Origin of the sequence: Amycolatopsis sp. NPDC049252 (assembly GCF_043197175.1) — a bacterium.
In the GTDB taxonomy this organism is placed as follows: Bacteria; Actinomycetota; Actinomycetes; order Mycobacteriales; family Pseudonocardiaceae; genus Amycolatopsis.
The window spans coordinates 96017-121309 of the sequence record NZ_JBICSQ010000001.1; the positions used below are offsets into that span (position 1 = coordinate 96017).

A 25293-nucleotide genomic window follows, 5' to 3' on the forward strand; every position below is an offset into this window, starting at 1 on the left:
CCCGCGGTCCAGCTTAGGACGCTCCCGGCCACCGTTGGGTTGCCGGGTCTTTCCGGCGCTCGAATCCGGCGTGCCCGCCGTCCCCGGGTCATGATGGGGGCAGGCGGGACGTTCGACGCGAAGGAGCGGCAATGGGCGCGTACTCCGAGGCCTACCGGCGAAGCCTGGCCGAGCCGGCGGCGTTCTGGCTGGAAGCGGCCAGGACGATCAGCTGGACGAAGCCCCCGGAACAGGCCCTGGACGACTCCCACCCGCCCTTCTACCGCTGGTTCCCGGACGCCGAGCTGAACACGTCCTACAACGCGCTGGACCGCCACGTCGAGGACGGCCGCGGCGGCCAGGACGCGCTCATCTGGGACTCCCCCGTGACCGGACAGCAACGCACCTACACCTACGAGCAGCTCCGCGACGAGGTCGCGCGGTTCGCCGGTGCGCTGGGTTCCCTCGGGGTGACGCGCGGTGACCGGGTGATCGTCTACCTGCCGATGGTGCCGGAGGCGGTGATCGCCATGCTGGCCTGCGCGCGGATCGGCGCGGTGCACTCCGTGGTCTTCGGCGGGTTCGCGCCGAAGGAGCTGGCGGCCCGGATCGAGGACGCGAAGCCGAAGGTCGTCCTGGCCGCGTCCTGCGGGATCGAGCCGACGCGCGTCGTCGAGTACAAGCCGATCATCGACGCCGCCCTCGAGCTGACCGAACACCAGCCGGACCACGTCGTCGTGCTGCAGCGCGACCAGGCGCCGGCCGAGCTGTCCGCGCGGGACGTCGACTGGCGGGAACTGGCGGCGAACGCGTCGCCGGCCGATCCGGTACCGGTGAAGGCGACCGATCCGCTTTACATCCTCTACACGTCCGGGACGACGGGGAAGCCGAAGGGCGTCGTCCGCGACACCGGCGGGCACGCGGTGGCGCTGGCCTGGTCGATGAACGCGATCTACGACGTCCACGCCGGCGACGTCTGGTGGACGGCCTCCGACGTCGGCTGGGTCGTCGGGCACTCCTACATCGTCTACGCGCCACTGCTGGCGGGCGCGACGACCGTGCTCTACGAGGGCAAGCCGGTCGGGACGCCGGACGCGGGCGCGTTCTGGCGGGTCATCGCCGAGCACGGCGTCCAGGCGCTGTTCACCGCGCCGACCGCGCTGCGGGCCATCAAGAAGGTCGACCCGGACGCCAAGGAGCTGGAGAAGTACGACCTCAAGCAGTTCCGGACGCTGTTCATGGCCGGCGAGCGGCTCGACCCGGAGACCTACCACTGGGCGCACGAAAAGCTGGGCACGCCGGTGATCGACCACTGGTGGCAGACCGAGACGGGCTGGCCGATCGCGGCCAACCTCCGCGGCCTGGAGCCGATGGACGTCAAGCCCGGCTCGGCGACCAAGCCCGTGCCCGGCTGGGACGTGCGGATCCTCGACCAGGCCGGCGACGAGCTGCCCGCCGGCCGCGAAGGCGCCATCACGATCAAGCTGCCGCTGCCGCCGGGCTCGTTGCCCACGCTCTGGGGCGACGACGAGCGCTACCGCGAGGCCTACCTCTCCCGCTACGACGGCTACTACCTGACCGGCGACTCCGGGTACCTCGACGAAGACGGCTACCTGTTCGTCATGGGCCGCACCGACGACGTCATCAACGTCGCCGGGCACCGGCTTTCGACGGGTTCGATGGAGGCGGTGCTGGCCTCGCACCAGGCGGTCGCGGAGTGCGCCGTGATCGGCGTCGCCGACCAGCTCAAGGGGCAGCTGCCGCGTGGGTTCGTCGTGCTGAAGGCGGGCGTCGACACGCCGGAGGACCAGCTGCGCGACGAACTGGTGGCGCTGGTGCGGCGGGACATCGGGCCGGTCGCGGCGTTCCGCGACGTGTCCATTGTGGACGCACTGCCGAAGACGCGGTCCGGGAAGATCCTGCGCAAGACCATGCGCGCGATCGCCGACGGCCGCGACGAGGCCGTGCCGTCGACCATCGAGGACCCCGCCGTGCTGGACGCGCTCCGGGCCGCGCTGCGCACTTCGTAAAGTACCGTTCCAAATACACCGGCTGGTCTGTACCTTTGTGAGGGAGTCCCCGACCGGAGGTGCCCTGATGCGCTTGTCCAGAGCCGTCGTGACCGCGGCTGTCGTGAGTCTGACGGCAGTCGGCCTGCCCGCCGCCACCGCCGAAGCCGCTCCAGCGGCCCCTGAACGGAGCGTGACCGACGTCGTTCCCGCGCCGGTGTCGGCGAAGGCCGATCCTCGGTCGGACTTCCGGCTCACGCCGTTCACCGTGATCAGCGCCGGCCGCGGCGCCGGCCAGGTCGCGGACTACCTGCGCGGCCTGCTGCGCCCGGCCACCGGCTACCCGCTGCCGGTCGTGCCGCGCGCCTGGGGCCTGCCCGCGATCTCGCTCGAACTCGGTCACGACGCCCGGATCGGCACCGAGGGTTACCAGCTGAAGGTCGCGCGCGACGGCGTCGAGCTCAGCGCCAACACCGCGGACGGTCTCTTCGAGGGCGTCCAGTCGCTGCGGCAGCTGCTGCCGTCGGCGATCGAGGCGAAGCGCGTGCAGCACCGGACGTGGACCGTCGCGGGCGGCACGATCCTCGACTACCCGCGCTTCGGCGAGCGCGGCGCGATGCTCGACGTCGCGCGGCACTTCTTCCAGCCGGACCAGGTCAAGCTGTACATCGACCAGATCGCCCAGTACAAGCTCAACACGCTGCACCTGCACCTGGCCGACGACCAGGGCTGGCGCATCGAGATCAAGAGCTGGCCCAAGCTGGCGACGATCGGCGGCAAGACGGCGGTCGACGGCGACCCGGGCGGCTACTACACCCAGAAGCAGTACCAGGACATCGTCGCGTACGCCGCTTCGCGGCACATCACGGTGATCCCGGAGATCGACATGCCGGGCCACACGAACGCGGCGCAGTCGACCTACGCGGAGTTGAACTGCGACGGCAAGGCCGTCCCGGTGCGCACCGACACCGAAGTCGGCTACAGCTCGCTGTGCATCTCGTCGCCGATCACGTACAAGTTCGTCGACGACGTCGTGCGCGAGCTGTCGGCCATCACCCCGGGCCAGTACCTCCACATCGGCGGCGACGAGGCCCACGCGACGCCGCCGGCGGACTACATCACCTTCGAGCAGAAGGTGGCGCCGATCGTCGCGAAGTACGGCAAGAAGATCACCGGCTGGCACGAGATCGCCAAGGCGTCGCCGCCGGTTTCGGCCATCCCGCAGTACTGGGACTTCGGCGGCGAGGACGCGTCCGTCGCGGCCGCGGCGGCCCGGGGCAACAAGATCCTGATGTCACCGGCGAACTACGCCTACCTGGACATGAAGTACGACGAGTCGACCCCGCTGGGCCAGGACTGGGCGGCGCTGGTCGAGGTGCGCGACGGCTACAACTGGGACCCGGCCTCGCTGGTGAACGGCGTCGGCGAAAGCCAGGTCGCGGGCGTCGAAGCTCCACTGTGGACGGAGACCATCCGCACGAGCGACGACATCGAGTACATGGCGTTCCCGCGCCTGCCGGGCATCGCGGAGATCGGCTGGTCCCCGAAGGCCACGCACAACTGGGACGCCTACCGCCTCCGCCTGGCAAAACAGTCCCCCCGCTGGGTCCTGCAGGGCATCAACTTCTACCGCAGCCCCCAGGTCGACTGGAAGTAGCCCCAAGTCCGTGAATGTCGCATTGAGGGACTTAGAGTCCCTCAATGCGACATTCACGACTTTTCGGCCCCAGGTGGGCGCGGATCGCGCGGCGGGCCACGGCGTAGGGGGTGGTGGTGCCGGTGAGGACGGAATCCGCGTTCGCCGCGCGGCCCAGGGCGTGCAGTTCGAAAGCCAGGACTTCGGGGTCCGTGTCGACGTGGCCCAGGGCCACAGCCTCGAGCGCCGTCGAGCGGATGAAGTCCGCGAACGAGCCGCTCGCCGCGGCCACCGCGTCGTGGACCCGGCCCGGGCGCGCGTCGAACTCCGCGCCGACGTTGAAGAAGAAGCAACCGCCCGGGAAGACGCGCTTCTCCGAGTAGTCCAGCCAGTTCTCGCAGATCGCCCGCAGCCGCGGGAGCCCCGGCGCGACGTCGAGAGACGGCGTCACGACGTGCGAGCGGAAGATCTCGAACGCCGCTTCGACCGTCGCGAGCTGCAGGTCCTCCTTGGAGCCGAACAGCGCGAACACGCCGCTCTTGCTCAGCTCCAGCTCGCCGGCCAGCCGCCCGAGGGACAGCCCGTCCAGGCCGTCGACCGACGCGACGTCCACCGCCCGCCGGAGCACCAGGTGGCGGGTCGCGTCACCGCGGGCCAGCCGCCCGTCAACCGGCACGGCGCGCCCGCCAGCGGTCCACAGTGGACTGGATCCCGGCGCTCCACTGCCCGGCCAGCGCGGGCGTCGCCAGCACTCGGTCAGCGAAGTCCAGCGCGGCGCCGACGTGCTCCGGCGGCAGCTGCCCGTAGTTCGCGAACGAGATGACGTACACCTCGGCGACCGTCGGCGCGTCCGCGCGCTCGACCAGCTCGACCGCGCCCGACGTCGGCACGGTGCCCGGCCGCAGCACGCGCAGGTACCAGCCGGAGCGCCCCGAGTCGATCATCGCCGGGGTGATGTCCTTGCGCCCGGTCTTCATCGCGAGCTTGAAGCACGGCGACCGCGGCTGGGAGACCTGCACGAGCGCGTCACCCCAGGCCCAGACGTCCCCGATCCGCACGTCGTCCTCGGTGAGCCCGGACAGGGAGACGTTCTCGCCGAAGTCGGCCGTCGACACCTCGAAGCCGTCCTCGCGCCAGGCCGCGTAGTGCTCGGCCGGGTAGACGTAGACCGCCTTGTCGGGGCCGCCGTGCACGGTGAGGTCGGCCTGCCGGTCGCCGTCGAGGTTCAGGTCGGTGAGCTTCAGCTCCGGCGCCGTGACCCGCGCCTTGGTGATCCCGCTCAGCACCGGCAGCTCGCGTCGGTACCCCAGGACGCTCGGTTCCCCCACGTAAACGCTGTCGACGTTCATGCCTCGAAGATAGCACGATCGTTCGTATTGTTTTCCCCCTCTAGGCTGGCGGTCATGGAACTGCTCGACCAGGCCCGCGCCCACGTCGACTCCGGCGCCTTCTTCACCGAGCTCGCCCGGCTCGTCGCCTACCCCACCGTGAGCGACGCCCCCGAAGGCCGCGCCGCGATCCAGGCCTACCTCGACGACGTCCTCACGCCCGCACTCACCGCCCTGGGCTGCGACGTCTCCCAGCACGCCAACCCGGACCCGGCCGGCGGCCCGTTCCTGGTCGGCGTCCGCACCGAGGACCCCGGCCTGCCGACGCTCCTCTGCTACGGCCACGCCGATGTAGTAGGAGAGGCCGGTGTGTGGGGTGAAGGCCGCGGCCCGTGGACGCTGACCGCCGAAGGCGACCGCTGGTACGGCCGCGGCACCGCCGACAACAAGGGCCAGCACCTGATCAACCTGACGGCGTTGCGGCTCCTGCTGGCCGGCCAGGGAAAGCTCGGCTTCAACCTCAAGTTCCTCTTCGAGACCGGCGAGGAGATCGGCTCACCCGGCCTCACGGAATTCGCCGAGCAGCAACGGGACCTGCTCGAAGCCGACGTGCTCATCGCCTCCGACGGCCCGCGCCTGGACGCCGCCACACCGACGCTCTTCCTCGGCGCGCGCGGTGCCGTCCGGTTCGCCCTCGACGTCGACCTGCGCCCGGACGCCTACCACTCCGGGAACTGGGGCGGGATCCTGCGCAACCCGGCCACCACGCTCGCCGGGGCGATCGCGAGCCTGGTCGACGGCCACGGCCGCGTCCAGGTGCCCGAGCTGCTGCCGCCGGAACTGCCGGACAGCGTCCGCACGGCGCTGGACGGTCTCAAGGTCGCGAACACGCCCGGCGACCCGGTGCCGGACGAGGGCTGGGGCGCGCCGGGGCTGACCGCCGCGGAACGGCTCTACGGCTGGAACACCCTGGAGGTCCTCGCGCTCGACGCGGGCAACGTCGACCGGCCGGTCAACGCGATCCCCGGCCGCGCCCGCGCGGTCCTGCAGCTGCGGTACGTCGCCGGGACGGACGTCGAGAGGATCCCTGACGCCGTCACAGAACACCTTGCGGCGCAAGGCTTTCCGATGGTCGAGGTGAGCGTCGGCGGCGACTTCCGCGCCAGCCGCACCCCGGTCGACGACCCGTGGGTCGCCTGGGCGAAGGCCGCGCTGGACGAGGCCGCCGCGACGCCCGTCGCGGTCCTGCCGAACTTCGGCGGCGGCCTGCCCAACCACGTCTTCACCGACGTCCTCGGCCTGGCGACGCTGTGGCTGCCGCACTCCTACCCGGGGTGCCTGCAGCACGCGCCGGACGAGCACCTGCTCGCCCCGGTCGCCCGGGAGGGGCTGGTGCTCGCCACGGCGTTGTTCGCGGCGTTCAGCCGAGCGCCGCTACCTCCTCGTCGGTGAGCAGGCGGGAGCGGATCAGGAAGCGCACGCCTTCGGGCGCCTCCAGGGAAAACCCGCTCCCGCGTCCCGGGACGACGTCGATCGTCAGGTGGGTGTGCTTCCAGTACTCGAACTGCGGCCCGGACATCCACACCGGCACGTCGTCGATGCCGTCGACGACCAGATCACCAAGGTGCACGTCGGACTGGCCGGTCTTGAACTCGCCCACCGGGTAGCACATCGGCGCGCTCCCGTCGCAGCAGCCGCCGGACTGGTGGAACATCACCTGACCGTGGACGGCGACCAGCTTGCGCAGCAGGTCGGCCGATTCCTCGGTAAGGTCCACCCGCCGGACGTCCATCAGAAGAACCCGAGCGCCTGGTCGGAGTAGGAGACCAGCATGTTCTTCGTCTGCTGGTAGTGGTCCAGCATCATCTTGTGGTTCTCCCGCCCGATGCCGGACGCCTTGTAACCGCCGAAGGCCGCGTGGGCCGGGTAGGCGTGGTAGTTGTTCACCCACACCCGACCCGCCTGGATGTCGCGGCCGGCCCGGTAGGCGGTGTTGCCGTCGCGGGACCAGACACCGGCGCCAAGGCCGTAGAGCGTGTCGTTGGCGATCTTCATGGCGTCGTCGTAGTCGGCGAACTTCGTCACCGACACGACCGGGCCGAAGATCTCCTCCTGGAAGATCCGCATCTTGTTGTCGCCCGCGAACACGGTCGGCTCGACGTAGTAACCGCCGGACAGGTCGCCGCCGAGATCGCTGCGGCCGCCGCCGACCAGGATCTCGGCGCCTTCCTGCTTGCCGATGTCGATGTAGGACAGGATCTTCTCGAGCTGGTCGTTGGACGCCTGCGCGCCGATCATCGTGTCCGTATCGAGCGGGTGGCCCTGCTTGATCTTGCGGACGCGCTCGACGGCGTCACCCATGAACCTGTCGTAGATGCCGCTCTGGACCAGCGCCCGCGACGGGCAGGTGCAGACCTCACCCTGGTTCAGCGCGAAGAGCGTGAAGCCCTCCTGCGCCTTGTCGTAGAAGGCGTCGTTCTGCGCGGCGACGTCGTCGAAGAAGATGTTCGGGCTCTTGCCGCCCAGCTCGACGGTCACCGGGATGATGTTCTCGCTGGCGTACTGCAGGATCAGGCGCCCGGTCGTCGTCTCGCCGGTGAAGGCCACCTTGCGCACGCGGTTGCTGGAGGCCAGCGGCTTGCCGGCCTCGACGCCGAAGCCGTTGACGATGTTCAGCACGCCCGGCGGGATCAGATCGCCGATGATCGACATCAGCACGTGGATCGACGCCGGGGTCTGCTCGGCCGGCTTGAGCACGATCGCGTTGCCCGCGGCCAGCGCCGGGGCGAGCTTCCAGACCGCCATCAGGATCGGGAAGTTCCACGGGATGATCTGCGCGACCACGCCGAGCGGCTCGTGGAAGTGGTAGGCGACGGTGTTTTCGTCGATCTGCGAGATGCCGCCCTCCTGGGCGCGCAGCGCGCCGGCGAAGTAGCGGAAGTGGTCGATGGCCAGCGGGATGTCGGCGGCGAGCGTCTCGCGGACGGCCTTGCCGTTCTCCCACGCCTCGGCGACCGCGATCTTCTCGAGGTTCTGCTCCATCCGGTCGGCGATCTTGAGCAGGATCCCGGCGCGTTCCTCGACCGAGGTCTTGCCCCACGCGGGGGCCGCGCCCCAGGCCGCGTCGAGGGCCTTCTCGACGTCCGGGGCGGTGCCGCGGGCGATCTCGCAGAAGGTCTTCCCGGTGACGGGAGTCGGGTTCTCGAAGTACTGGCCGCCGGCGGGCGGCACGTATTCGCCGCCGATGTAGTGGTCGTAGCGCGATTCGTAGCTGACGACGCTGCCTTCGGTGTTCGGTGCGGCGTACTGGACCATCTTCCCTGCCTCATTGCTCGGAGTGACGGCTCTTCTCGGGCTCGCCGAACGTAGGCCGGGCAACGTTGCACGGACGTTGCAGCGCTGTGAGCTGGGTCTCTACTCTGAAGAACGTGGCAGAGGCGCCCGAGCCCGAGATGCTGCGCGATCCGGAGTCGTACGCGCGGCTGCTCGAACACGTCCGCGCGGCGGTGCTGTCCGGGGTTCCGGGGCCGCGTCCGCCACGCTCCGTGGTCTCGGCGTCCTGGGACCGGTCGCTGGCCGCGCACGTCGACCCGGACGAGGGCGAGGCCCCGTTCGTCTACGACGTCGACGTGCTGACGGCGTTGCGGGAGGCGCACCCGCTCGCGCCCGTGCTGCCGGTGCTGCGGCAGATGCTGGTGAGCATCGCCGACGACGCCGAGCACGTGATGATCGTGACCGACGCCGAAGGCCTGATCCTGTGGCGCGAGGGCGCCGCGAACCAGCTGGTGCGCGCCGACCACGTCGGCCTCTCCGAAGGCACCCGGTGGAGCGAGTCGGCGATCGGCACGAACGCCATGGGCACCACCCTCGCGACCGGCGAGCCGGTGCAGATCTACTCGGCCGAGCACCTGGTCCGGCGCTACCACACGTGGACGTGCGCGGCGGCGCCCGTGCGCGACCCCGAGACCGGCGTGCTGCTCGGCTCGATCGACGTCAGCGGCCCGCTGCGCACGGTCCACCCGGCGATGTTGTCCCTGGTCACGGCCACGGCACAGCTCGCCGAAGGACAGCTGCGCGCCCAGCTCGCGGTCCGCGACGAACGGCTGCGGCGGGTCAACATGCCCCACCTGGAGGCCCTGCGCGGCCGCCCCGGCGGCCTGCTTTCGGCGGGTGGGCGGGTACTGGCGGCCCAGGCGTGCCTGCTGCCGTCCACAGTGGACGTCCGGCGCGGCGGCGGCACCGTCGCCCTCCCCGACGGCCGCCTCGCGACGGTGGAGCCGCTGGCCGAGGGCTACCTCCTCCGGCTGCGGTCGGGCGGCACCGGCGACCACCGCCCCCGGCTGCGCCTCGAGTACCTGGCCGACGGCGCCGGTTCGACCACAGTGGACGGTCGTGACGTGCCGTTCACCTTGCGCCACGCGGAGATCCTCACGCTGCTGGCGTTGCACCCGAACGGCCTCTCGGCGGAGCGCCTGGCCCTCCAGCTCTACGGCGAGACGGGCAACCCGGTGACGGTCCGCGCGGAGATCCACCGCCTGCGCTCCCAGCTGGGCGCGTCGGTGGTGCAGACCCGCCCGTACCGTCTGGCGGCCGAGGTGGACGCGGACTTCGTCCGGGCCCGGTCGGCGCTGCGCACCGGTTCCCCGTCCGACGTCCTGCGGGCGTTCCGCGGCCCGCTGCTGCCGGAGTCCGAGGCCCCGGCGATCCGCGAGGAGCGCGAGACGCTCACGGCCCAGGTCCGCCAGGTGGCCCTGAACAGCACCGACCCGGCGGTCCTGTGGTCCTTCTGGGAGACGGCCTGCGGCGCCGACGACTTCGAGGTCCTGGACACGCTGCTGCAGCTGCTCCCGGCCTCTGACCCGCGCCGCGCGGCGGTCTCCGCCCACCGCGCCCGGCTCGCCTGACCCAGCTCCCAGGACACCCGTCCCACCCGTCAGCCCACGCGCCCCATGTAGACAGCGTCTACGGGAGTTTGATAGACAGTGTCCACAAGGTGAACCACGGGTTACGGAGATCGGGAATGAGCTACCACCGTTTCGTCGTCCTCGGCGACAGCTGCGCCGAGGGTCTCGACGACCCGTACCCCGGCCGGCACCAGTACCGCGGCTGGGCGGACTTCGTCGCCGCGCGCCTGGCCGAAGAGGATCCGCGCTTCCGGTACGCGAACCTCGCCGTCCGCGGGCGGCGGCTCGACCAGATCGTGCCCGAGCAGGTTCCCGCCGCGGCCAGGCTCGAACCCGACCTGATCGCGCTCTTCGGCGGCGGCAACGACGTCATGAGCCGGGGCTGGGACGCGCGGACCGTCGCCCGGCGGGTCGACGCCGCCATCCGCGCCTGCACCGAGATCTCGCCCACCGTCGTCACCTTCACCCTCAGCGACATCTCGAACCGGATGCCGCTCGGCGCGCGGATGCGGCCGCGGATCGTCGCGCTCAACGAGGCGATCCGCGAAGCCGCCGTCAGCTACGGCGCGCAGCTGGTCGACCTGTGGCCGGACCAGGCCGTCACCGACTCGCGCTACTTCGGCGCCGACCGGCTGCACCTGTCCACGCACGGGCACCACCGGCTCGCCGCCTACGTCCTCGGCCTGCTCGGCGTCGACCACGACCCCGGCTGGCTCGCGCCGCTGCCCGGCACGCCGTCCGGCGGCGGCTGGCGCGCGGACCTGAGCTGGGTGGTGCGCGAGGTGCTGCCGGTCGCCGTCTCGCGCACGCGCAACCGGCTGGTCGGCCGCCAGCCCGGCGACGGCTTCTTCCCGAAGCGCCCCGACCTGCTCCCGATGACCCGGGAGCTGACCCGAGACACGACCCTGGACGAGGCATGGGCACCCGGCAACGCCTGATCGACACCGCGTCCGAGCTGCTGGCCGGCGAAGGCGTCGACGCCGTGACGCTGCGCGGGATCGCGAAGGCGGCGGGCGTGTCCCACGGCGCGCCGCTGCGCCACTTCTCCGGCCGCGCCGAGCTGCTCTCCGCCGTGGCCACCCGCGGGTACGCCGAGCTGCTCGCCCGCGGCGACAAGCTGCCTGAGACGTCGCCGCGCGAACGGCTGACCGCCGCCTGCCACAGCTACGTCGACTTCGCGCTGACGAACCCGGCGATGTTCGAGCTGATGTTCCGCCGCGACCTGGTCGACGCGACCGACCAGGCGCTCTCGGCGGCGGCGAGCGCGGTGTTCGACACCTTCGCCGTGCTGGTGGCGGCGGTGCCGACGCCGCTCGCGCGGTCCGGTGCCGACCTGCGGCTGGTCGCCGCGTCGCTCTGGGCCGCGTTGCACGGCCTCGCGCAGCTGTGGCTCTGGGGCGGGCTGGCCGGCGCGAGCTTCGCGCCGTCGCCCGAATCGGCGCTGGCCGTCACGCTCGACGCGTACCTCGGGTGACGCCCGGCGGAGAGGGGGCTCCGGAGACCTCCCCCGGCCCCGGTGGGGCACCCTCTCCGCCGAGTCAGCGCCCGACGCTAGTGGCGGGCGACCACGCGGCGGAAGCAACCGGCGACGTAGCCGGGGTAAACCTTGGCGGTACACCGGTGACTTTTCCCTCGTGACGGCCCTGCTGGGAGTACTCCGGGCGCGGCCACGGCTGGTCGACGCCGTGCTCGCGGTGCTCGTCGCGACCTACCAGCTCGCCGGCGCCACCGAGCTGGGCGACCCCTTCGGGGCCCACGCGCGTCCGCTCGGGCTCGTCCTCGCCGCCGTCAGCGCGCTGCCGCTCGCGCTGCGCCGCCGGTTCCCGATCCCGGCCCTGATCGCCTGCGTGGCCCTGATGGGCGTCTTCTACGCGCTCGGCTTCCGCTCGCAGCTCGGGCAGCTCAGCGTGATCATCGCCGCCTACACGGTCTGGGCGCACCGCCGCTTCCGCGACGCGCTCGCCGTCACCGTGCTCGGCCTGATCGCGTACGAGACGTCGATGTTGTTCGGCAGCCCGGTTTCCCCGGTCGGCGACACGCTGCTCTCGCTGCTGCTCGCGGTCGGCGTCGCGGCGCTCGGGCGCACCGCCTACGTCCGCAGCCACCGGATCCGCAACGCCGAGCGCGACACGGAGCTGGCCGTCGCGGAGGAGCGCGTCCGGATCGCGCACGAGCTGCACGACGTCGTCTCGCACCACCTTTCGGTGATCTCGGTGCAGGCCAACCTCGCGCGGTACGTCTTCGAGTCGGCGCCGGACACCGCCCGGGCCGCACTGGACACGATCACCGGTACCACGACCGAAGCGCTCGACGAGCTGCGACGCCTCCTGAGCGTCCTTCGCCCGCCGCAGCACCCGTTCGAGGGGTACCGGCCGCAACCCGGGCTCGGCGACCTCGGGACCCTCGCCGCCCGGGTCCGCGAGGCCGGGATCGCGGTCGACCTCCGCGTCACCGGCGAGGCCCGCACGCTGCCGCCCGGCCAGCAGCTGTGCGCGTTCCGCGTCGCGCAGGAGGCGCTGACGAACGTGCTGAAACACGGCGGCGCCACGGCCGAGCTGACGCTGGACTACGGCACCGAGCACCTGGTCCTCGGCGTCACGGACCCCGGCGGCGGGCCGTCCGAGCCGCCCAACCCGGGCGGGCACGGCCTGATCGGCATGCGCGAACGGGCCCGGATGTACGGTGGCGTGATCGAGATCGGTCCCCGTGACCCGGCCGGGTTCGCCGTCGTGCTGACGCTGCCGTACCCACGGCCCGCCACCCAACCGCAGGAGCCCGAGTGACGAGCGTGCTGGTGGTCGACGACCAGGACCTCGTCCGCGCGGGGTTCGCCGCGCTGCTCGGCGCGGTACCGGACATCGACGTGGCGGGTGAGGCGCGTGACGGTCTCGAGGCCGTCGAGAAGGCCGCGGCGCTGCGGCCGGACGTCGTCCTGATGGACATCCGGCTGCCCGGCCTCGACGGCGTCAAGGCGACCGAGCGGATCCTCGCCGAAGCCGTGCCGCCGCGGCCGGGCGTGCTCATGCTGACCGTGTTCGACCTCGACGAGTACGTCTACACGGCGTTGCGCGCGGGCGCGGCGGGATTCCTGCTCAAGGACAGCCCGACGGAGACGCTGGTCGCCGGCATCCACGCCGTCGCCCGCGGCGACATGCTGTTCGGCCCGACGATCACGCGGCGGCTCGTCGAGGCGTTCACCCGGACCCCGCCGGAACTGCCCACCGCGCGTCTGTCGGCGTTGACCGAACGCGAGCTCGAGGTGCTGCGGTTCGTCGGCACCGGCGTCACGAACGGGTGGATCGCGGCAGAGCTGCGCGTCAGCGAAGCGACGGTGAAGACGCACCTCAACCGGCTGATGACCAAGCTCGGCATCTCCAGCCGCGCGCAGGCCGTGGTGGTGGCCTACGAAACCGGGCTGGTGCGCCCAGGCGGAGACACGCGCTGACCCGGTGCGCACGTCCGAACACCTGATCGAATAAGCTCTCGCCATGTCCGAGTCAGACCCGCAGCTCGAGCGCATCCGCAAGCTCCTGGCCAAGGCCGAGGACCCGGCGGTCACCGAGGCGGAAGCCGAGGCGTACAACAAGAAGGCCGCCGAGCTCGTCGCCCGGTACGGCATCGACCAGGCGATGCTCGCGGAGACCGGCGCGAGCGTCGACGACATCGGCACGCTCACCATCCCGATGAACGACCCATACAGCCGCGACAAGGCGAGCCTGCTGACCTCGGTCGCCTACCCGCTGCGCTGCCGGACCCTGCTGCACCGTGTCGGCCAGAAGGTCGAGAGCGTCACCGTGTTCGGCTACCAGTCCGACCTCGGCCGCGTCGAGCTGCTGTTCACCAGCCTCCTGCTGCAGGCGAGCACCCAGCTGACCCGCGTCCGGCCCGGCGGCTTCTTCCCCGGCGAGTCGCTGGCGGCGTACCGGCGCACGTGGCTGCACGGCTTCGCGCGCGCGGTCCACGAGCGGCTTTCGCTGGCCGAGGAGGAGGCTGTCCGCACGGCCGCGCCCGGCGCGCGCTCGGCGGAGCTGGTGGTCCGCGACCGCTCGGCGCTGGTCCAGCACCGGTTCGACGAGGAGTACGGCGACCTGCGCTCGGCCGCGCCCCGGCGGCTGTCCGGCAGCGGCTACCTCGACGGCCACGACGCCGGCACGAAGGCGAACCTCGACCCCTCGGCGTTGACCCGGCGGCGGAGGGCCCTGCCCGTCCGCTGAGTGTCGCCCGGTTGCCGCTATCCCGGCGATGATCGTTTCCGCTTGACTGGGCGCATGCGCGTGGTGGATCTTGCCGGACGTCCCGACCTGCTCGAACCGGCGCTGAACCTCGGTGACGTCGGTGGCCAGTTCATCTACCGGGGCGCGAGCGGCCGGATGATCACCGGCGAGCGGTTCCTGCGGCATTGGGCACGCTACTTCCTGATCGCGCTGGACGACGACGGCGTCCCGATCGCCCGCGCCCTGTCGGTCCCGCTGGCGTTCCCGGCGGCGGACCGCACGGAACTACCGGACCACGGCTGGGACCAGGCCATCGAGTGGGCGGCCCAGGACGTGATGGACGGTCGCGCGCCGAACGCGTTGTGCGCTCTGGAAGTCGTGATCGCGCCCCACCTGCGTGGCAGCGGGTTGTCCGCGCCGATGCTCAAGGCGTTGAAGGCGCGGGCCGCGGAAACGGGGCTGCGCAAGCTGATCGTGTCGGTCCGCCCGATCGGCAAGGAGCAGGAGCCGGCCGTCCCGATGCCCGAGTACGCGGCCCGCCGGCGCCCGGACGGCCTGCCGGCCGACCGCTGGCTGCGCACCCACGAACGCCTGGGCGCCCGGGTCGTCAAGGTCTGCCCGTTCGCGGTGACGCTGGCGGGTTCACTGGCCGACTGGCGCGAGTGGACCGGCGTCAAGCTGCAGGAAGGCGAGAACCTCATCCCCGGCGGCATCGCCCCGGTGTACGCGACGACGGCCTACGACACGGCGACCTACGTCGAGCCGAACGTCTGGATGGAACACCCGATGTAGGTCAGGGATCACCCTGATGGCCCGCCGCGCCGCCACCTGCTAGCTTTTGTTTGCATGTGGAGGACGCCGTGACCGAGCCCACCGGTGACGAGCTCGTAAGGCTGCTGGGGACCCTGGCGAACCCGCACCGGCTGCGGATCGTCGCGGCCCTGCTGGCCGAACGCGCCTACGTCAGCGAGCTGGCGCGCGAGCTGCGGATCAGCCGCGCGCTGCTGCAGGTGCACCTGCGCAAGCTCGAGGCCGCGGGCCTGGTCACGGCCAGCTTCGAGGTGGGCGAAGACGGCAAGACGCTGCGCTTCTACGAGCTCACCCCGTTCTCCGTCGTGCTGACACCGGCGGCGATCGCGGCCGCCGTGCCGACGCTGACCACACCGGAGTCCGTCCGCGGGGACGGCGAGGAGGCACGGACATGAACTGGCACCAGTGGCAGGAGATCATCGGCGTGACCGGGGTCTTCGTCCTGATCACCGTCGTGCTCACGGTCGCGATCGTGCAGCTGGCCTCGACCTGGCGCGCCAAGGCGGCTTTGGCCCGGGAGGCCGAATTCCGGTCGCTGGCCGAGAAAGCCGTCCGGACGCAGGAGGAGACCGAGCGGCAGCTGCGGGACGTCCAGGACCGCCTGCGGTCCATCGAGCACGTGCTCAAGGAGGTCGACTGACCTGAGGCCCTGGACCGCCGAGCGGCAACTCGGCGGCCCAGGAGGAAGAAGCACCCACTCGCCCGAAGGCGAGCTCTCGTCGGATCACTCCTTCACGGAAGGACCTTAGTTCATGCTGCCTGCAGGCACGCCCGTGGTCGAACGCGTCGCGCACTGGTCGTCACACCACCGCGCCGCGGCGATCTTCGGCTGGCTGGCGCTCGTCGCGCTCGCCTGGGTCATCGGCACGTTCGCACCCGGCACCGACGCGCGCTCGAGCCCCGCCGGCGCCGCCGGCACCGGTCAAGGAGTCCTCGACCACCAGGATTCCCGGGAACCGTTCTGGGAGAACGTCCTGGTACCACGGGATTCCCCGGCCGTCGCCGACCTGATGACGACGTTGTCCGCGTCCGGTGCGGTGGCGGACATCCGAGGCCCGCTGGACGATCCGGCCCAGATCTCCGCCGACGGCCGGTCCGGCCTGGTCACCTTCCGGATCCTCGGCGCCGGCCCGGAAATCCGGGCCAACCTCGCGACGGCGACCGCGGCCGTCGACGCGGTGGCCGCCCGGCATCCGGACGCCCGGCTCGCGCAAGCGGGCGACCTCAGTGTGTCCGGCGCGGTCGACAAGAGCATCAAGGAGGACATCGGACGGTCCGAGACGCGCTCGCTCCCGCTCACCCTGCTGATCCTGCTGGCGGTGTTCGGTTCACTGGTCGCGGCGGCGATCCCGGTACTGCTGGCGGGCACCACGGTGCTGGCGACGTTCGGGTTACTGTCCGCAGTGGACAACTGGATTCCGGTCAACAGCGCCACTTCCTCGATGACCCTGCTGATCGGCATGGCGGTCGGCGTCGACTATTCGCTGTTCTTCCTGCGCCGGGTCCGGGAGGAACGCGCGCACGGCGTCGGCGAGTCGATCCGGATCGCCGCGCGGACGTCCGGGCACGTGATCGCCGTGTCCGGGCTGACCGTGGCCTTGTGCGTGACGGGCCTGTGGTTCACCGGGCTCGACAACCTCCGCGGCCTGACCGTGAGCACGATCCTCGTGGTCGGGCTCGCGGTGCTGGCGTCGCTGACCGTGCTCCCCGCGACGCTCTCGCTGCTCGGCACCCGCGTCGACCGTCTCCGGATCCCGTGGCTGGGCAAGCGCGGCACCCGCTCGCGCTTCTGGGCCGGAGTCGCTTCGACGGTGACGCGGCGTCCGGCGGTGTGGACCGGGATCGCCGCCGGGCTGCTGGTCCTGCTCGCCCTGCCCGCGGCCGGGATCCGGCTGCAGGACCCGGCACCGACCGAAAGCCTGCCGCGCAGCGTCCCGGTGATCGACGCGGCCGCGCGCGTCCAGGCCGCCTTCCCGGGTGTCACCATGCCGGCGCACGTCGTCGTCTGGAGCGACCGCGGCCCGGCCGACACCCCCGCCGTTCGCCGGGCGGTCGGCGCACTCACGGCCCGGACGCCGAAGCCGGCGATCGTGGTTCCGGTGGGCGACACGCTCGTCGTGCGCGTCCCGCTCGGCGGCACCGGCAACGACGAAGTCGCCGACCGCACGCTCACGGAGTTGCGGGAAACCCTGTTGCCCCAGACGATCGGGCTGCTCGACGGCGTCCACTACGCGGTGGCGGGCCGGACCGCCGAAGCGCACGACTTCACGGCGCAGGTTCTCGCCCGGGCGCCCTACGTCTTCGGGTTCATCCTGCTGCTCGCGTTCGTGCTGCTGCTCCTGGTGTTCCGGTCGGTGGTGGTGCCGGCGGTGTCGATCCTGCTCAACCTGCTGTCGGTGGGCGCGGCCTACGGCGTCCTCACGCTGGTCTTCCAGGACGGCTTTCTCGCGCCGCTACTGGGTTTCACACCGTACGGCGGGGTGCTCGGCTGGTTGCCGATGTTCCTGTTCGTGCTGCTGTTCGGGCTGAGCACGGACTACCACATCTTCATCCTCAGCCGGGTCCGCGAACGCCGTCAGGCGGGCAGCCCGCCGCAGGAGGCGATCGTCGAAGGCACCGCGAGCAGCTCCGGCGTCGTGACGAGCGCGGCGCTGATCATGACGGGCGTGTTCAGCATCTTCCTGAGCCTCGCGGCGATCGAGTACAAGATGCTGGGCCTCGGCATGGCTTTCGCGATCCTGCTCGACGCGACGGTCGTCCGCGGCGTCCTGCTGCCCGCGGCCCTGTCCCTGTTCGGCGACCGCCTCTGGAACCCTGTAGGACCTCTTAAAGATCAGTCCAGAACTCTTCACTTGTCCTGACAGATCACCTCCGGCACCGTGAACGGAGGAGATCGGAGGAAAGCGTGCGCATCGGAACACTGGCCCTGCTGTGGGGCTCGGGCTTCCTGTGGATCAAGCTGGCGCTGACCGGGCTGAGCCCTGTCCACCTCACGCTGATCCGCTGCGCCCTGGGCGCGTTGACGCTGCTAGCGCTGGCGGTCGCGGGCCGCCAGCGCCTCCCGCGCGACCGTGCCACGTGGGGCCGGCTGCTCGTCGCGGCGTTCTTCTGCAACGCCGTGCCGTTCGCGCTGTTCGGCATCGCGGAGCGCACGGTGGATTCCGGCGTGGCGGGCGTGATGAACGCGACGACACCGCTGTGGTCGGTGCTGATCGGCGCGGCACTGGGCACGGAACGCCTCCTCGGCGCGGCCCGGATCCTCGGGCTGATCCTGGGGTTCGCCGGCATCGTCGTGATCTTCGCGCCCTGGCAGCAGTCCGGCCTGCTGAGCGCCGGAGCGCTGTCGCTCCTCGGCGCGGCACTGAGCTACGCGATCGCGTTCGCTTACATGGCCAGGAAACTCCCACCGAACGGCGCCCCGATGGCATTGTCGGCCGCCCAGCTGACGACGGCGACCGCGCTGACGGCCGTCGCGCTCCCGCTGGCCGGCCCCGCGCCCGAGCTGAACCTGACGGCGGTGCTCGCGGTGACGATCCTGGGCGTCTTCGGCACCGGCGTCACGTTCTACCTGAACTACCGCGTGCTCACCGACGAAGGCCCGACGGCGGCCGCGACCGTCGGCTACCTGCTCCCGGTGGTCTCGGTGGCCCTGGGCGCGCTCGTCCTGGGCGAGCCGCTCAGCCCGAGGATCGTCGGCGGGATGGTGATCGTGCTGGCCGCCGTGGCGCTCACCCGCTGGAAGGCTCAGGCCCCGACGAAGTGCTCCACCACCGTGCCCGCCTCGCCGGCGGTGCCGAAGTAGTCCCCGGTGGCCAGGTCCGCGCCGGCGTCCCGCCACCAGTTCGCCTGGACCTCGGTGTCGATGCCGTCGACGACCAGCGTGGCACCGACCTGCCGGACCAGGGGCACGAGCGCGCCGAGGAACGTCGAGTCCGTCCACGCCTGCCATTCGGCGAGCCGCCGGGCGACCCGCACCACGCCGACCGGGAGGTCCTCGACCGCTCGCAGGTCGTCCGGCCCCAGGCCGAACTCGTCGAGCAGCACGCGGACGCCGAGCCCGGCCAGCGCGGTCAGGTTCTCGACGACCCCGGACGTCCCCAGCGCACCGGCCGGGACGCCGATCATCAGCTGCTCGGGCGGCAGGCCGGAGTCCGCCAGCAGGCCGGTGACGCGGGTGCCCAGCGCCTCGTCCGTCGCCTGGTGCTCGGTCAGGCCGGCGACCACCGGCAGCCCAAAGTCCAGGCGCTGGTGCCACCACTCGCCCTGCCGGCTCGCCATCCGCATCGCCCAGTCGCCCAGCGGCAGCACGAGCCCGGTCGACTCGGCGAGCGCCGCACAACGGTCGTGGGCCAGCGGCGGCCTTCCGGGCCGGTCCCACTGCAGCCGGGCTTCGACGCCGGCCAGGCCGCCGTCCGCCAGCCGCACCATCGGCCGGTACCGCACGGAGATCTCGCCGTTCTCCCACGCCCCGGCCATGCCGACGGCGAGCCCCTGCGCCCGCCGGTCCGCGGCGTCGGCCACCGGGTCGAACATCTTCCACTGGCCGCGCCGCCGGGCCTTGGCCCGCCGCAAGGTCTGGTCCGCCGCCCGCAGCAGCTCGGCCGGCTCGATGCCCTTCACCGGCCGGTGCACGACCCCGGCGCTGGCCGAGAGCGCCAGCCCGTGACCCTCGACGAAGAACGGCTCGGCGAGCTCGTCGTTGATGGCGCGCACGATGGTGTTGATGTCCGGCGTCATCGCCGTGTTCTCGATCAGGATGCCGAACTCGTCGCTGTGGAAGCGGGCGATCATGGCCCGCTCGCGAGCCACGACGGCCTTCAGCCGCTGCGCGAAGTGCACGAGCACCTGTTCGCCGACGCGGCGGCCGAGGCTGTTGCAGATCATGCCGAACGCGTCGAGGTCCACGTGGAGCAATGTGACGCCGTGGACCGGGTCCGCGCGCCGCAGCGCGGCTTCGAGGTGGGTGCCGAAGTACTGGCGGTTCGGCAGGCCGGTCAGCACGTCGTGCAGGGCCTGCCGGCTCAGCTCGCCCTGCAGCAGCATCAGCTCGGTGCCGTCCTCGACCACCACGACGAACTGCCCGGGCCGGCCGTCAGCGTCCCGCAGCAGGGACGCCGTGAGCGAGATGCGCGCGACGTCACCGTTTTTGCGCAGCAGCCGCAGGGACTGCCGGACCCGCTCGCGGCCGCCGTCTTCGAGCAGCGTCTGCATGGCTTCGCGGAAGACTTCGACGGAATCCGGGTGCACGAGGTCGTAGAGCCCGGCCCCGGTCAGCTCGCCGGAGGGATGCCCGAGCATCTCGGCGAGCGCGGTGTTGGCCCGCACGATGCGGCCGTCGAGCCGGACGACCGCGATGCCGCTCGCCGAAGACGTGACCACCTCGTCGAAGCGCGCTTCGCTCTCCTTGAGGTTCCACTGCGCGTCCCGCACCGCCTTGAGCAGCGACAGGTGCATGCTCTCCTGCTGGTCGAGGACGCTGCGTTCGTGCGCGAGCAGGAACCCGCAGGAGAGCGCGCCCAGGCCGAGCACGATCCGCTCGGTGTAGCGGTCCGGCGGCTGGAGCTCCGGCAGGGTCGGCAGGCCCTTGCCCAGGACTTCGAGCGTGCACCGCAGGCCCGGCTCGCCGACGTACCCGAACGCGGCCAGCCGTTCGCCGATCCGTCCCGCGGACGAGGTGTCCGCGGCCTTGCCCCGCAGGATCCCGCAGAACGCGTCGAGCAGCTCGCGCAGTTCCCGTTCGAGCCCTTCCCGGCCCAGCGACACGACGGTCACGCCGCTGAGCAGGTACGCCCATTTGCGGGCGAGCAGGTTCCGTCCGCGCGCCGGGTCGAACGTCACCGAAGGCCGGTCCGGCCGGTGGTCGGGTTTCGGCATGTGCTCAGCCCTGCCCTGTAATACGCGTGCTTGAATTGGTCACTATCGGTGCCCGGCTGATTTCTTTCCGCCGATTCCCGCGTAAACCAGCATGTTCATGTCGGAGGCGTCCGAAATGTCCGCCGGACCGGCCGGCCGCCATTCGCCGCAACCGACCAGACCGGGTTCGACGATTTCGAAACCGGCGAACAACTCGGTCACTTGTGCGTGCGTCCGCAAAGTCACCTGGTCCGGGCTGCGGCTTTCCTTGATCACGTCGGTCGCATCGGTGAGATTGTCGCCTTGGTGGTCGCCGGTGACGTGGGTGATGGCGAGGAAACTGCCGTCCGCCATCGCCGCGCGATAACGGCCGACCAGGTCCAGCGGATCCGATTCGTCCGGAATCCAGTGCAGCATCAGCAACATCAGCACCCCGACCGGCTCGTCGAGGTCGAGCAGGCCGCGGACCTGCGGCGACTCGAGGATCTTCTCCGGGTCCCGCATGTCGGCCTGCACGACCGCGGCGTGATCGTTGCCGGCCAGCATCAGTTCGCTGTGCGCGACCGCCACCGGGTCGCGATCCACATACACCACACGGCATTCCGGGTCGCAGGCCTGCGCCACCTCGTGCACGTTCGCCACCGTCGGGATCCCCGAGCCCACGTCGAGGAACTGCCGGATCCCGCGGTCGGCCATGAACCGCACCGCCCGTCCGAGGAACGCGCGGTTCACGCGCGCGGCCTCGCGCAGGCCGGGCATCGCGCGCTCGATCTGCACCCCCACCGCGCGATCGACGGCGAAGTTGTGTCCTCCGCCCAGCATGAAGTCGTACGTGCGAGCCATGCTCGGCACGGAGATATCGACACCCGGTGGCACCCATTCCGGTGATCGTGTCACAGAGAACACCTTCTAGTCACATCGGGAATGGCGACGAGTTTAGCGATCCCTCGCGGTTCGTTCGCTGCGCCATATGCATGACGGCAGACCACCCGATCGGGCACTGTCACACTCGGCCGGACGCGCCTACCGTAGGCCGTCTCGTTGGCGGAATCCACACAATGGCGTAACGAGGAGTCCTCATGACCGTCCCGGTCGCACCGGGCCGGTGGCCTTTTCTCGGGCACACCCCGGCGCTCCTGCGGCGACGCTTCGCATTCACCGACGCATTGCACGAACACGGCGAGGTCGTCAAAATCTACCTCGGCCCCTCGCCCACCTACTTCGTCACCAGCCCGCGGCTGAGCCACGAAGTGCTGGTCACGTCCGGGCCGAAGTTCCGCAAGGGCGCCATGTTCGACAAGTTCCGGCCGTTCGTCGGCAACGGCCTGGTGCTTTCGAACGGTGACTTCCACCTGCGGCAGCGGCGGCTGATGCAGCCGGCGTTCCACCGCGACCGCCTGGCCGGGTACGTGGAAACCATGCGCCGCGCGGCGGCCGACCTCGCCGGCTCGTGGCAGCCGGGCGAAGTCCGGATGATCGACGAAGACCTGCAAGGTCTCGCCGTGACGATCGTCGGCGAGGCCCTGTTCTCCACCGAGCTGGGGAGAGAGGCCATCGCCGAAGCCCGCCGGTCCATCTATTTGATCATTCAGCAGGGAATGATTCGCGCACTGTCGCCGAAATTCGTCGAAAAGCTGCCGATCCCCGGCAACCGCCGGTTCGACGAAGCGATCACCCGGATGCAGGCGATCGTGCTGGAGGTGATCCGCGAGTGGCGGACCGAAGGCGTCGACCGCGGCGACCTGCTGTCGATGCTGCTGCTGGGCGGCATGACCGACGAGCAGGCGCGCGACGAGGTGCTCACCCTGCTCACGGCCGGCATCGAGACGACCGCGCTCGCCCTGGCCTGGACGTTCCACGAACTCGGCCGGCACCCGGAGGTGGAAGAGCGGGTGCACGCCGAGCTCGACGAGGTGCTCGGCGCCCGTCCGATCACCGGCGACGACCTGTTCCGGCTGACCTACGTCCGGCAGGTGGTCGACGAGGTGCTGCGCCAGTACCCGCTCTGGATGCTGATGCGCCGCACCCTCACGGAGGTCGACCTCGGCGACACGCGGCTCCCGGAGGGTGCCGAGGTGATCGTCAGCCCGCACGCCCTGCACCACGACGCCGCCAGTTTCGAAGCCCCGGAGCGGTTCGACCCGGACCGCTGGTCCCCGGACCGGGCGAAGCAGCCGCCGAAGGGCGCGTTCGTTCCGTTCGGGGCGGGTTCGCGCCAGTGCATCGGGAACGTCTTCGCCCAGAACGAAATCGTCATCACGGTGGCCACGGTGGCCGCACGCTGGCGGCTGGTCCCGGTGTCGGACCGTCCGGTGCGCGTGAAGTTCACCTCGGCCGCCTACCCCGAAAGCCTGCCGATGACGGCAGTCCGTCGCTAGTTGGAGGTAGTTCTCCTTGCTTCGCCCAGCTTTCCGCCGCCTTTGTGCTGCCCTGTTGCTGACCGCAGCGGCGCTCGCCGTGCCAACCCCGGCCCAGGCGGACACGATCAACTGCCAGGACCTGTACGTCCCGGTTCCCCTGGGCCAGATGCACGGCCACCTGTGCGCCCCGTCCCAGGCACAAACGGTGGTGGCCCTGATCCCCGGCGGGACGTACAACGCGTCCTATTGGGACATCGGCTACACCCCGGAGCTCCGCTCGTTCCGCCTGGCGATGAACCAGGCAGGCGTGGCAACACTGGCGGTCGACCGCCTGGGCACAGGCGCAAGCTCCAAACCCCTCAGCGCCCTGTTGTCGGCAACGGCCCAAGCAGACGCGGTCCACCAGGTGATCCAATCGATCCGGTCCAGGTTCCCCAAGGTGATCGTCGGAGGCCACTCGATCGGTTCGGCCATGGCCATGATCGAGGCAGCCAAGTTCCACGACGTCGACGGCGTCCTGGTGACGGACATGACCCACCGGATGAACTACACCACGGTAATCCCGGTACTGGCGAACATGATCCCGGCGCCCCTGGACCCCCAGCTGAGCAGCCGAGGCCTGGACGCGGGTTACCTGACAACGTCCCCAGGAACCCGCTACACGGCCTTCCACACCCCAGGCCCGAACGACCCGGGAGCAATCGCGTACGACGAGTCCACAAAGGACGTCTTCGCAGCCACGGAAGCAGTGGACACGATCGCCATGACCACGGTGGTCATCCCGGCATCCCAGCAGATCACGGTCCCGGTCTTGTTGGTGGTGGGCAACGACCCCCACTTCTGCGGCCCCCTGGCGAGCGACTGCTCATCCCCAGAGGCATTGCGAGCGTCCGAAGCCCCGTTCTTCGCCCCGGAAGCCCGCCTGCAGACGTACATCCTGAACGGCTACGGCCACGCGATCAACTACGCCCCGAACGCCCAGGATTACTTCACCCAGGTGACAAGCTGGCTCAAATCAACAGTCTGACCAGACGACGGGAAGGCCCTCTCCAGATCCGGAGAGGGCCTCCAAACGCTGGATCCCCACCAACGCAACCACACCGGGGGTCCGGGGGCGTGCCCCCGGGCGGGGTCTGGGGGTTGCACCCCCAGAAGACACAGAAGCCCACGCAAAAAGCCCGCGCCCTCCGCGGGCACGGGCCTCCAAAGCGTGGAGCTGAGGGGAATCGAACCCCTGACCTTCTCGATGCGAACGAGACGCGCTACCAACTGCGCTACAGCCCCTTGGTTGTGCTCGTAGAGCTTAGCAGTGCCCTACGAGCACATCACGCGGGGGGTCACTCGCCTACCGCGCGTCGATACGGGCCGGTCCCGGGCTCGTCGAGCTCCTCGAACGCCGGGTCCTCGTCGTCCAGGTCGACGACGACCGCGCTGCGGCGGATGCGGGACGTCGGCGACGGGCGGCGCTCGACGACCTCGCGGCGGACCGGCTCGACGACCTCCACGGCATCGACGTCGTCGGCTTCCTCTTCGGTGTCGAAGTCCTCCACAGAAGGCCGAGGTGCCGGACTCGACGGCTGACGCGGGGCGCGGGTGCTGTTGAACCGCGCGAGACGGCGCTGGCGGATCTCCTCTTCGATGCGCACCTGGCGGCGCAGGTAGACGAGGTAGCCGACCAGCACGACGTCGGCGAGGCCGTGGCCCCACCAGACGAGCGGGACGAGGAAGCCGGCGACGGCGGCCGTGACCACCGCGACGACGAGCAGGATGACGACGACGCGCTGCCGGAAGCTGTACTTCGCGCGCGCCGCGATCTCCGCCGCTTCGGGGTCGAAGCCGCCGCGGCCCGGCCGGTAGCCGGGGCGGGCGCGTTCGGCCCGCCGCTCGGCGCGGGTCGGCTGCGGGAGTGGCTCCGGCTCCTCTTCGTCGTCGAGGTCGTCCTCGAGTTCGAGGTCCGCCTCCAGCTCCGCGAGGTCGTCCTCGACCGAGGGCCGGGACTTCACGGGATTGTCGGACATGGCGAATTCCTCCCGGTCTTCGTTGCGTCCACCACCACTGCGCACGACCCTGGCCGCCAACGCGGAGTCAGCGGTCCTCGCGACCTGCTGCCGCCGGCGCGCGACCATGGGCACGAGTACGACGAGCCATGCCGCGGCGAGCGCGACGATGATCACGGAGCTGGGCATCTCCCGTCACCTCC

General features: G+C 70.9%; 23 protein-coding genes and 1 tRNA gene. 16 read left to right on the top strand and 8 right to left on the bottom strand.

The features are described 5' to 3' along the window. The first annotated feature begins 131 nt into the window (after positions 1–131). Both ACGFMK_RS00475 and ACGFMK_RS00480 read left to right on the top strand, forming a co-directional pair. Positions 132–2009: a propionyl-CoA synthetase gene (locus ACGFMK_RS00475; RefSeq protein WP_392755692.1), complete on the top strand. Its 1878-nt coding sequence runs from the start codon at positions 132–134 to the stop codon at positions 2007–2009. Between the two features lie 67 nt (positions 2010–2076). Further along, positions 2077–3645: a beta-N-acetylhexosaminidase gene (locus ACGFMK_RS00480; protein WP_392755695.1), complete on the top strand. Its 1569-nt coding sequence runs from the start codon at positions 2077–2079 to the stop codon at positions 3643–3645. Between the two features lie 31 nt (positions 3646–3676). Here the strand turns inward: ACGFMK_RS00480 and ACGFMK_RS00485 are convergent, their stop codons facing one another. Together ACGFMK_RS00485 and ACGFMK_RS00490 are read right to left on the bottom strand one after the other, a co-directional pair. Further along, positions 3677–4300 carry a TetR/AcrR family transcriptional regulator gene (locus tag ACGFMK_RS00485; protein ID WP_392755697.1) on the bottom strand — a complete coding sequence of 208 codons (624 nt, stop codon included), beginning with the start codon at positions 4298–4300 and terminating at the stop codon, positions 3677–3679. Continuing rightward, positions 4290–4973, bottom strand: a complete 684-nt coding sequence (locus tag ACGFMK_RS00490) for an MOSC domain-containing protein (RefSeq protein WP_392755699.1) — start codon at positions 4971–4973, stop codon at positions 4290–4292. The genes ACGFMK_RS00485 and ACGFMK_RS00490 overlap by 11 nt, the downstream gene beginning before the upstream one ends. A gap of 54 nt (positions 4974–5027) precedes the next feature. Here ACGFMK_RS00490 and ACGFMK_RS00495 point away from each other — a divergent pair, with 54 nt between their 5' ends. Further along, complete coding sequence (locus ACGFMK_RS00495; protein WP_392755701.1) at positions 5028–6404, top strand: M20 family metallopeptidase; 1377 nt, start codon at positions 5028–5030, stop codon at positions 6402–6404. Here ACGFMK_RS00495 and ACGFMK_RS00500 read toward each other — a convergent pair. After that, positions 6373–6744, bottom strand: a complete 372-nt coding sequence (locus ACGFMK_RS00500; RefSeq protein ID WP_392755703.1) for a DUF779 domain-containing protein — start codon at positions 6742–6744, stop codon at positions 6373–6375. The genes ACGFMK_RS00495 and ACGFMK_RS00500 overlap by 32 nt on opposite strands. Further along, positions 6744–8267 (bottom strand): aldehyde dehydrogenase family protein, encoded by a 1524-nt coding sequence (locus ACGFMK_RS00505; RefSeq protein WP_392755705.1) that lies wholly within the window; start codon positions 8265–8267, stop codon positions 6744–6746. Before ACGFMK_RS00505 ends, ACGFMK_RS00500 begins: the two co-directional genes overlap by 1 nt. 113 nt (positions 8268–8380) lie before the next feature. Here ACGFMK_RS00505 and ACGFMK_RS00510 point away from each other — a divergent pair, with 113 nt between their 5' ends. From ACGFMK_RS00510 to ACGFMK_RS00560, 11 genes are all read left to right on the top strand, one after another. Continuing rightward, a complete protein-coding gene (locus ACGFMK_RS00510) occupies positions 8381–9856 on the top strand; it encodes a GAF domain-containing protein (RefSeq protein WP_392755707.1) in 1476 nt (491 codons plus the stop codon). Between the two features lie 116 nt (positions 9857–9972). Continuing rightward, on the top strand, positions 9973–10794 hold the full coding sequence (locus ACGFMK_RS00515) for an SGNH/GDSL hydrolase family protein (RefSeq protein WP_392755709.1): 822 nt from the start codon (positions 9973–9975) through the stop codon (positions 10792–10794). Then, positions 10773–11330, top strand: a complete 558-nt coding sequence (locus ACGFMK_RS00520; protein ID WP_392755710.1) for a TetR/AcrR family transcriptional regulator — start codon at positions 10773–10775, stop codon at positions 11328–11330. Before ACGFMK_RS00515 ends, ACGFMK_RS00520 begins: the two co-directional genes overlap by 22 nt. A gap of 160 nt (positions 11331–11490) precedes the next feature. Continuing rightward, positions 11491–12639 carry a sensor histidine kinase gene (locus ACGFMK_RS00525; protein ID WP_392755712.1) on the top strand — a complete coding sequence of 383 codons (1149 nt, stop codon included), beginning with the start codon at positions 11491–11493 and terminating at the stop codon, positions 12637–12639. Further along, positions 12636–13301 carry a response regulator gene (locus ACGFMK_RS00530; protein ID WP_392755715.1) on the top strand — a complete coding sequence of 222 codons (666 nt, stop codon included), beginning with the start codon at positions 12636–12638 and terminating at the stop codon, positions 13299–13301. The genes ACGFMK_RS00525 and ACGFMK_RS00530 overlap by 4 nt, the downstream gene beginning before the upstream one ends. Before the next feature lie 43 nt (positions 13302–13344). After that, complete coding sequence (locus ACGFMK_RS00535) at positions 13345–14070, top strand: DUF2786 domain-containing protein (RefSeq protein WP_392755718.1); 726 nt, start codon at positions 13345–13347, stop codon at positions 14068–14070. Positions 14071–14124: 54 nt separating this feature from the next. Further along, a complete protein-coding gene (locus ACGFMK_RS00540) occupies positions 14125–14862 on the top strand; it encodes a Long-chain-fatty-acid--CoA ligase (RefSeq protein ID WP_392755720.1) in 738 nt (245 codons plus the stop codon). Between the two features lie 68 nt (positions 14863–14930). Then, positions 14931–15275 (top strand): ArsR/SmtB family transcription factor, encoded by a 345-nt coding sequence (locus tag ACGFMK_RS00545; protein ID WP_392755721.1) that lies wholly within the window; start codon positions 14931–14933, stop codon positions 15273–15275. After that, on the top strand, positions 15272–15520 hold the full coding sequence (locus ACGFMK_RS00550) for a hypothetical protein (RefSeq protein ID WP_323323775.1): 249 nt from the start codon (positions 15272–15274) through the stop codon (positions 15518–15520). The genes ACGFMK_RS00545 and ACGFMK_RS00550 overlap by 4 nt, the downstream gene beginning before the upstream one ends. 112 nt (positions 15521–15632) lie before the next feature. Then, positions 15633–17741 (top strand): MMPL family transporter, encoded by a 2109-nt coding sequence (locus ACGFMK_RS00555; RefSeq protein ID WP_392755724.1) that lies wholly within the window; start codon positions 15633–15635, stop codon positions 17739–17741. Positions 17742–17785: 44 nt separating this feature from the next. Next, positions 17786–18682, top strand: coding sequence for a DMT family transporter (locus ACGFMK_RS00560; RefSeq protein WP_392755727.1), 897 nt, complete (start codon positions 17786–17788; stop codon positions 18680–18682). On the opposite strand, the gene ACGFMK_RS00565 is transcribed toward ACGFMK_RS00560, so the two are convergent. Further along, positions 18625–20754 (bottom strand): putative bifunctional diguanylate cyclase/phosphodiesterase, encoded by a 2130-nt coding sequence (locus ACGFMK_RS00565; RefSeq protein ID WP_392755729.1) that lies wholly within the window; start codon positions 20752–20754, stop codon positions 18625–18627. The genes ACGFMK_RS00560 and ACGFMK_RS00565 overlap by 58 nt on opposite strands. Before the next feature lie 42 nt (positions 20755–20796). Beyond that, positions 20797–21630 (bottom strand): SAM-dependent methyltransferase, encoded by an 834-nt coding sequence (locus tag ACGFMK_RS00570; protein WP_392755732.1) that lies wholly within the window; start codon positions 21628–21630, stop codon positions 20797–20799. Positions 21631–21812: 182 nt separating this feature from the next. Here ACGFMK_RS00570 and ACGFMK_RS00575 point away from each other — a divergent pair, with 182 nt between their 5' ends. Both ACGFMK_RS00575 and ACGFMK_RS00580 read left to right on the top strand, forming a co-directional pair. Further along, positions 21813–23111, top strand: coding sequence for a cytochrome P450 (locus ACGFMK_RS00575; RefSeq protein ID WP_392755734.1), 1299 nt, complete (start codon positions 21813–21815; stop codon positions 23109–23111). Positions 23112–23166: 55 nt separating this feature from the next. After that, entirely contained in the window at positions 23167–24120 is a 954-nt protein-coding gene (locus tag ACGFMK_RS00580; protein ID WP_392755737.1) for an alpha/beta hydrolase, read from the top strand. Positions 24121–24304: 184 nt separating this feature from the next. Here ACGFMK_RS00580 and ACGFMK_RS00585 read toward each other — a convergent pair. Continuing rightward, positions 24305–24377 (bottom strand) — tRNA-Ala (locus ACGFMK_RS00585). A 53-nt stretch (positions 24378–24430) separates the two neighbouring features. Then, positions 24431–25279, bottom strand: coding sequence for a gephyrin-like molybdotransferase receptor GlpR (gene glpR, locus ACGFMK_RS00590; protein ID WP_392755739.1), 849 nt, complete (start codon positions 25277–25279; stop codon positions 24431–24433). Positions 25280–25293 lie beyond the last annotated feature (14 nt).

Coding starts and splice junctions, on each gene's coding strand:
- ACGFMK_RS00475 (WP_392755692.1), top strand. CDS start 132: ATGGGCGCGTACTCCGAGGCCTACCGGCGAAGCCTGGCCGAGCCGGCG.
- ACGFMK_RS00480 (WP_392755695.1), top strand. CDS start 2,077: ATGCGCTTGTCCAGAGCCGTCGTGACCGCGGCTGTCGTGAGTCTGACG.
- ACGFMK_RS00490 (WP_392755699.1), bottom strand. CDS start 4,973: ATGAACGTCGACAGCGTTTACGTGGGGGAACCGAGCGTCCTGGGGTAC.
- ACGFMK_RS00495 (WP_392755701.1), top strand. CDS start 5,028: ATGGAACTGCTCGACCAGGCCCGCGCCCACGTCGACTCCGGCGCCTTC.
- ACGFMK_RS00500 (WP_392755703.1), bottom strand. CDS start 6,744: ATGGACGTCCGGCGGGTGGACCTTACCGAGGAATCGGCCGACCTGCTG.
- ACGFMK_RS00505 (WP_392755705.1), bottom strand. CDS start 8,267: ATGGTCCAGTACGCCGCACCGAACACCGAAGGCAGCGTCGTCAGCTAC.
- ACGFMK_RS00515 (WP_392755709.1), top strand. CDS start 9,973: ATGAGCTACCACCGTTTCGTCGTCCTCGGCGACAGCTGCGCCGAGGGT.
- ACGFMK_RS00520 (WP_392755710.1), top strand. CDS start 10,773: ATGGGCACCCGGCAACGCCTGATCGACACCGCGTCCGAGCTGCTGGCC.
- ACGFMK_RS00535 (WP_392755718.1), top strand. CDS start 13,345: ATGTCCGAGTCAGACCCGCAGCTCGAGCGCATCCGCAAGCTCCTGGCC.
- ACGFMK_RS00540 (WP_392755720.1), top strand. CDS start 14,125: ATGCGCGTGGTGGATCTTGCCGGACGTCCCGACCTGCTCGAACCGGCG.
- ACGFMK_RS00550 (WP_323323775.1), top strand. CDS start 15,272: ATGAACTGGCACCAGTGGCAGGAGATCATCGGCGTGACCGGGGTCTTC.
- ACGFMK_RS00555 (WP_392755724.1), top strand. CDS start 15,633: ATGCTGCCTGCAGGCACGCCCGTGGTCGAACGCGTCGCGCACTGGTCG.
- ACGFMK_RS00565 (WP_392755729.1), bottom strand. CDS start 20,754: ATGCCGAAACCCGACCACCGGCCGGACCGGCCTTCGGTGACGTTCGAC.
- ACGFMK_RS00575 (WP_392755734.1), top strand. CDS start 21,813: ATGACCGTCCCGGTCGCACCGGGCCGGTGGCCTTTTCTCGGGCACACC.
- glpR (WP_392755739.1), bottom strand. CDS start 25,279: ATGCCCAGCTCCGTGATCATCGTCGCGCTCGCCGCGGCATGGCTCGTC.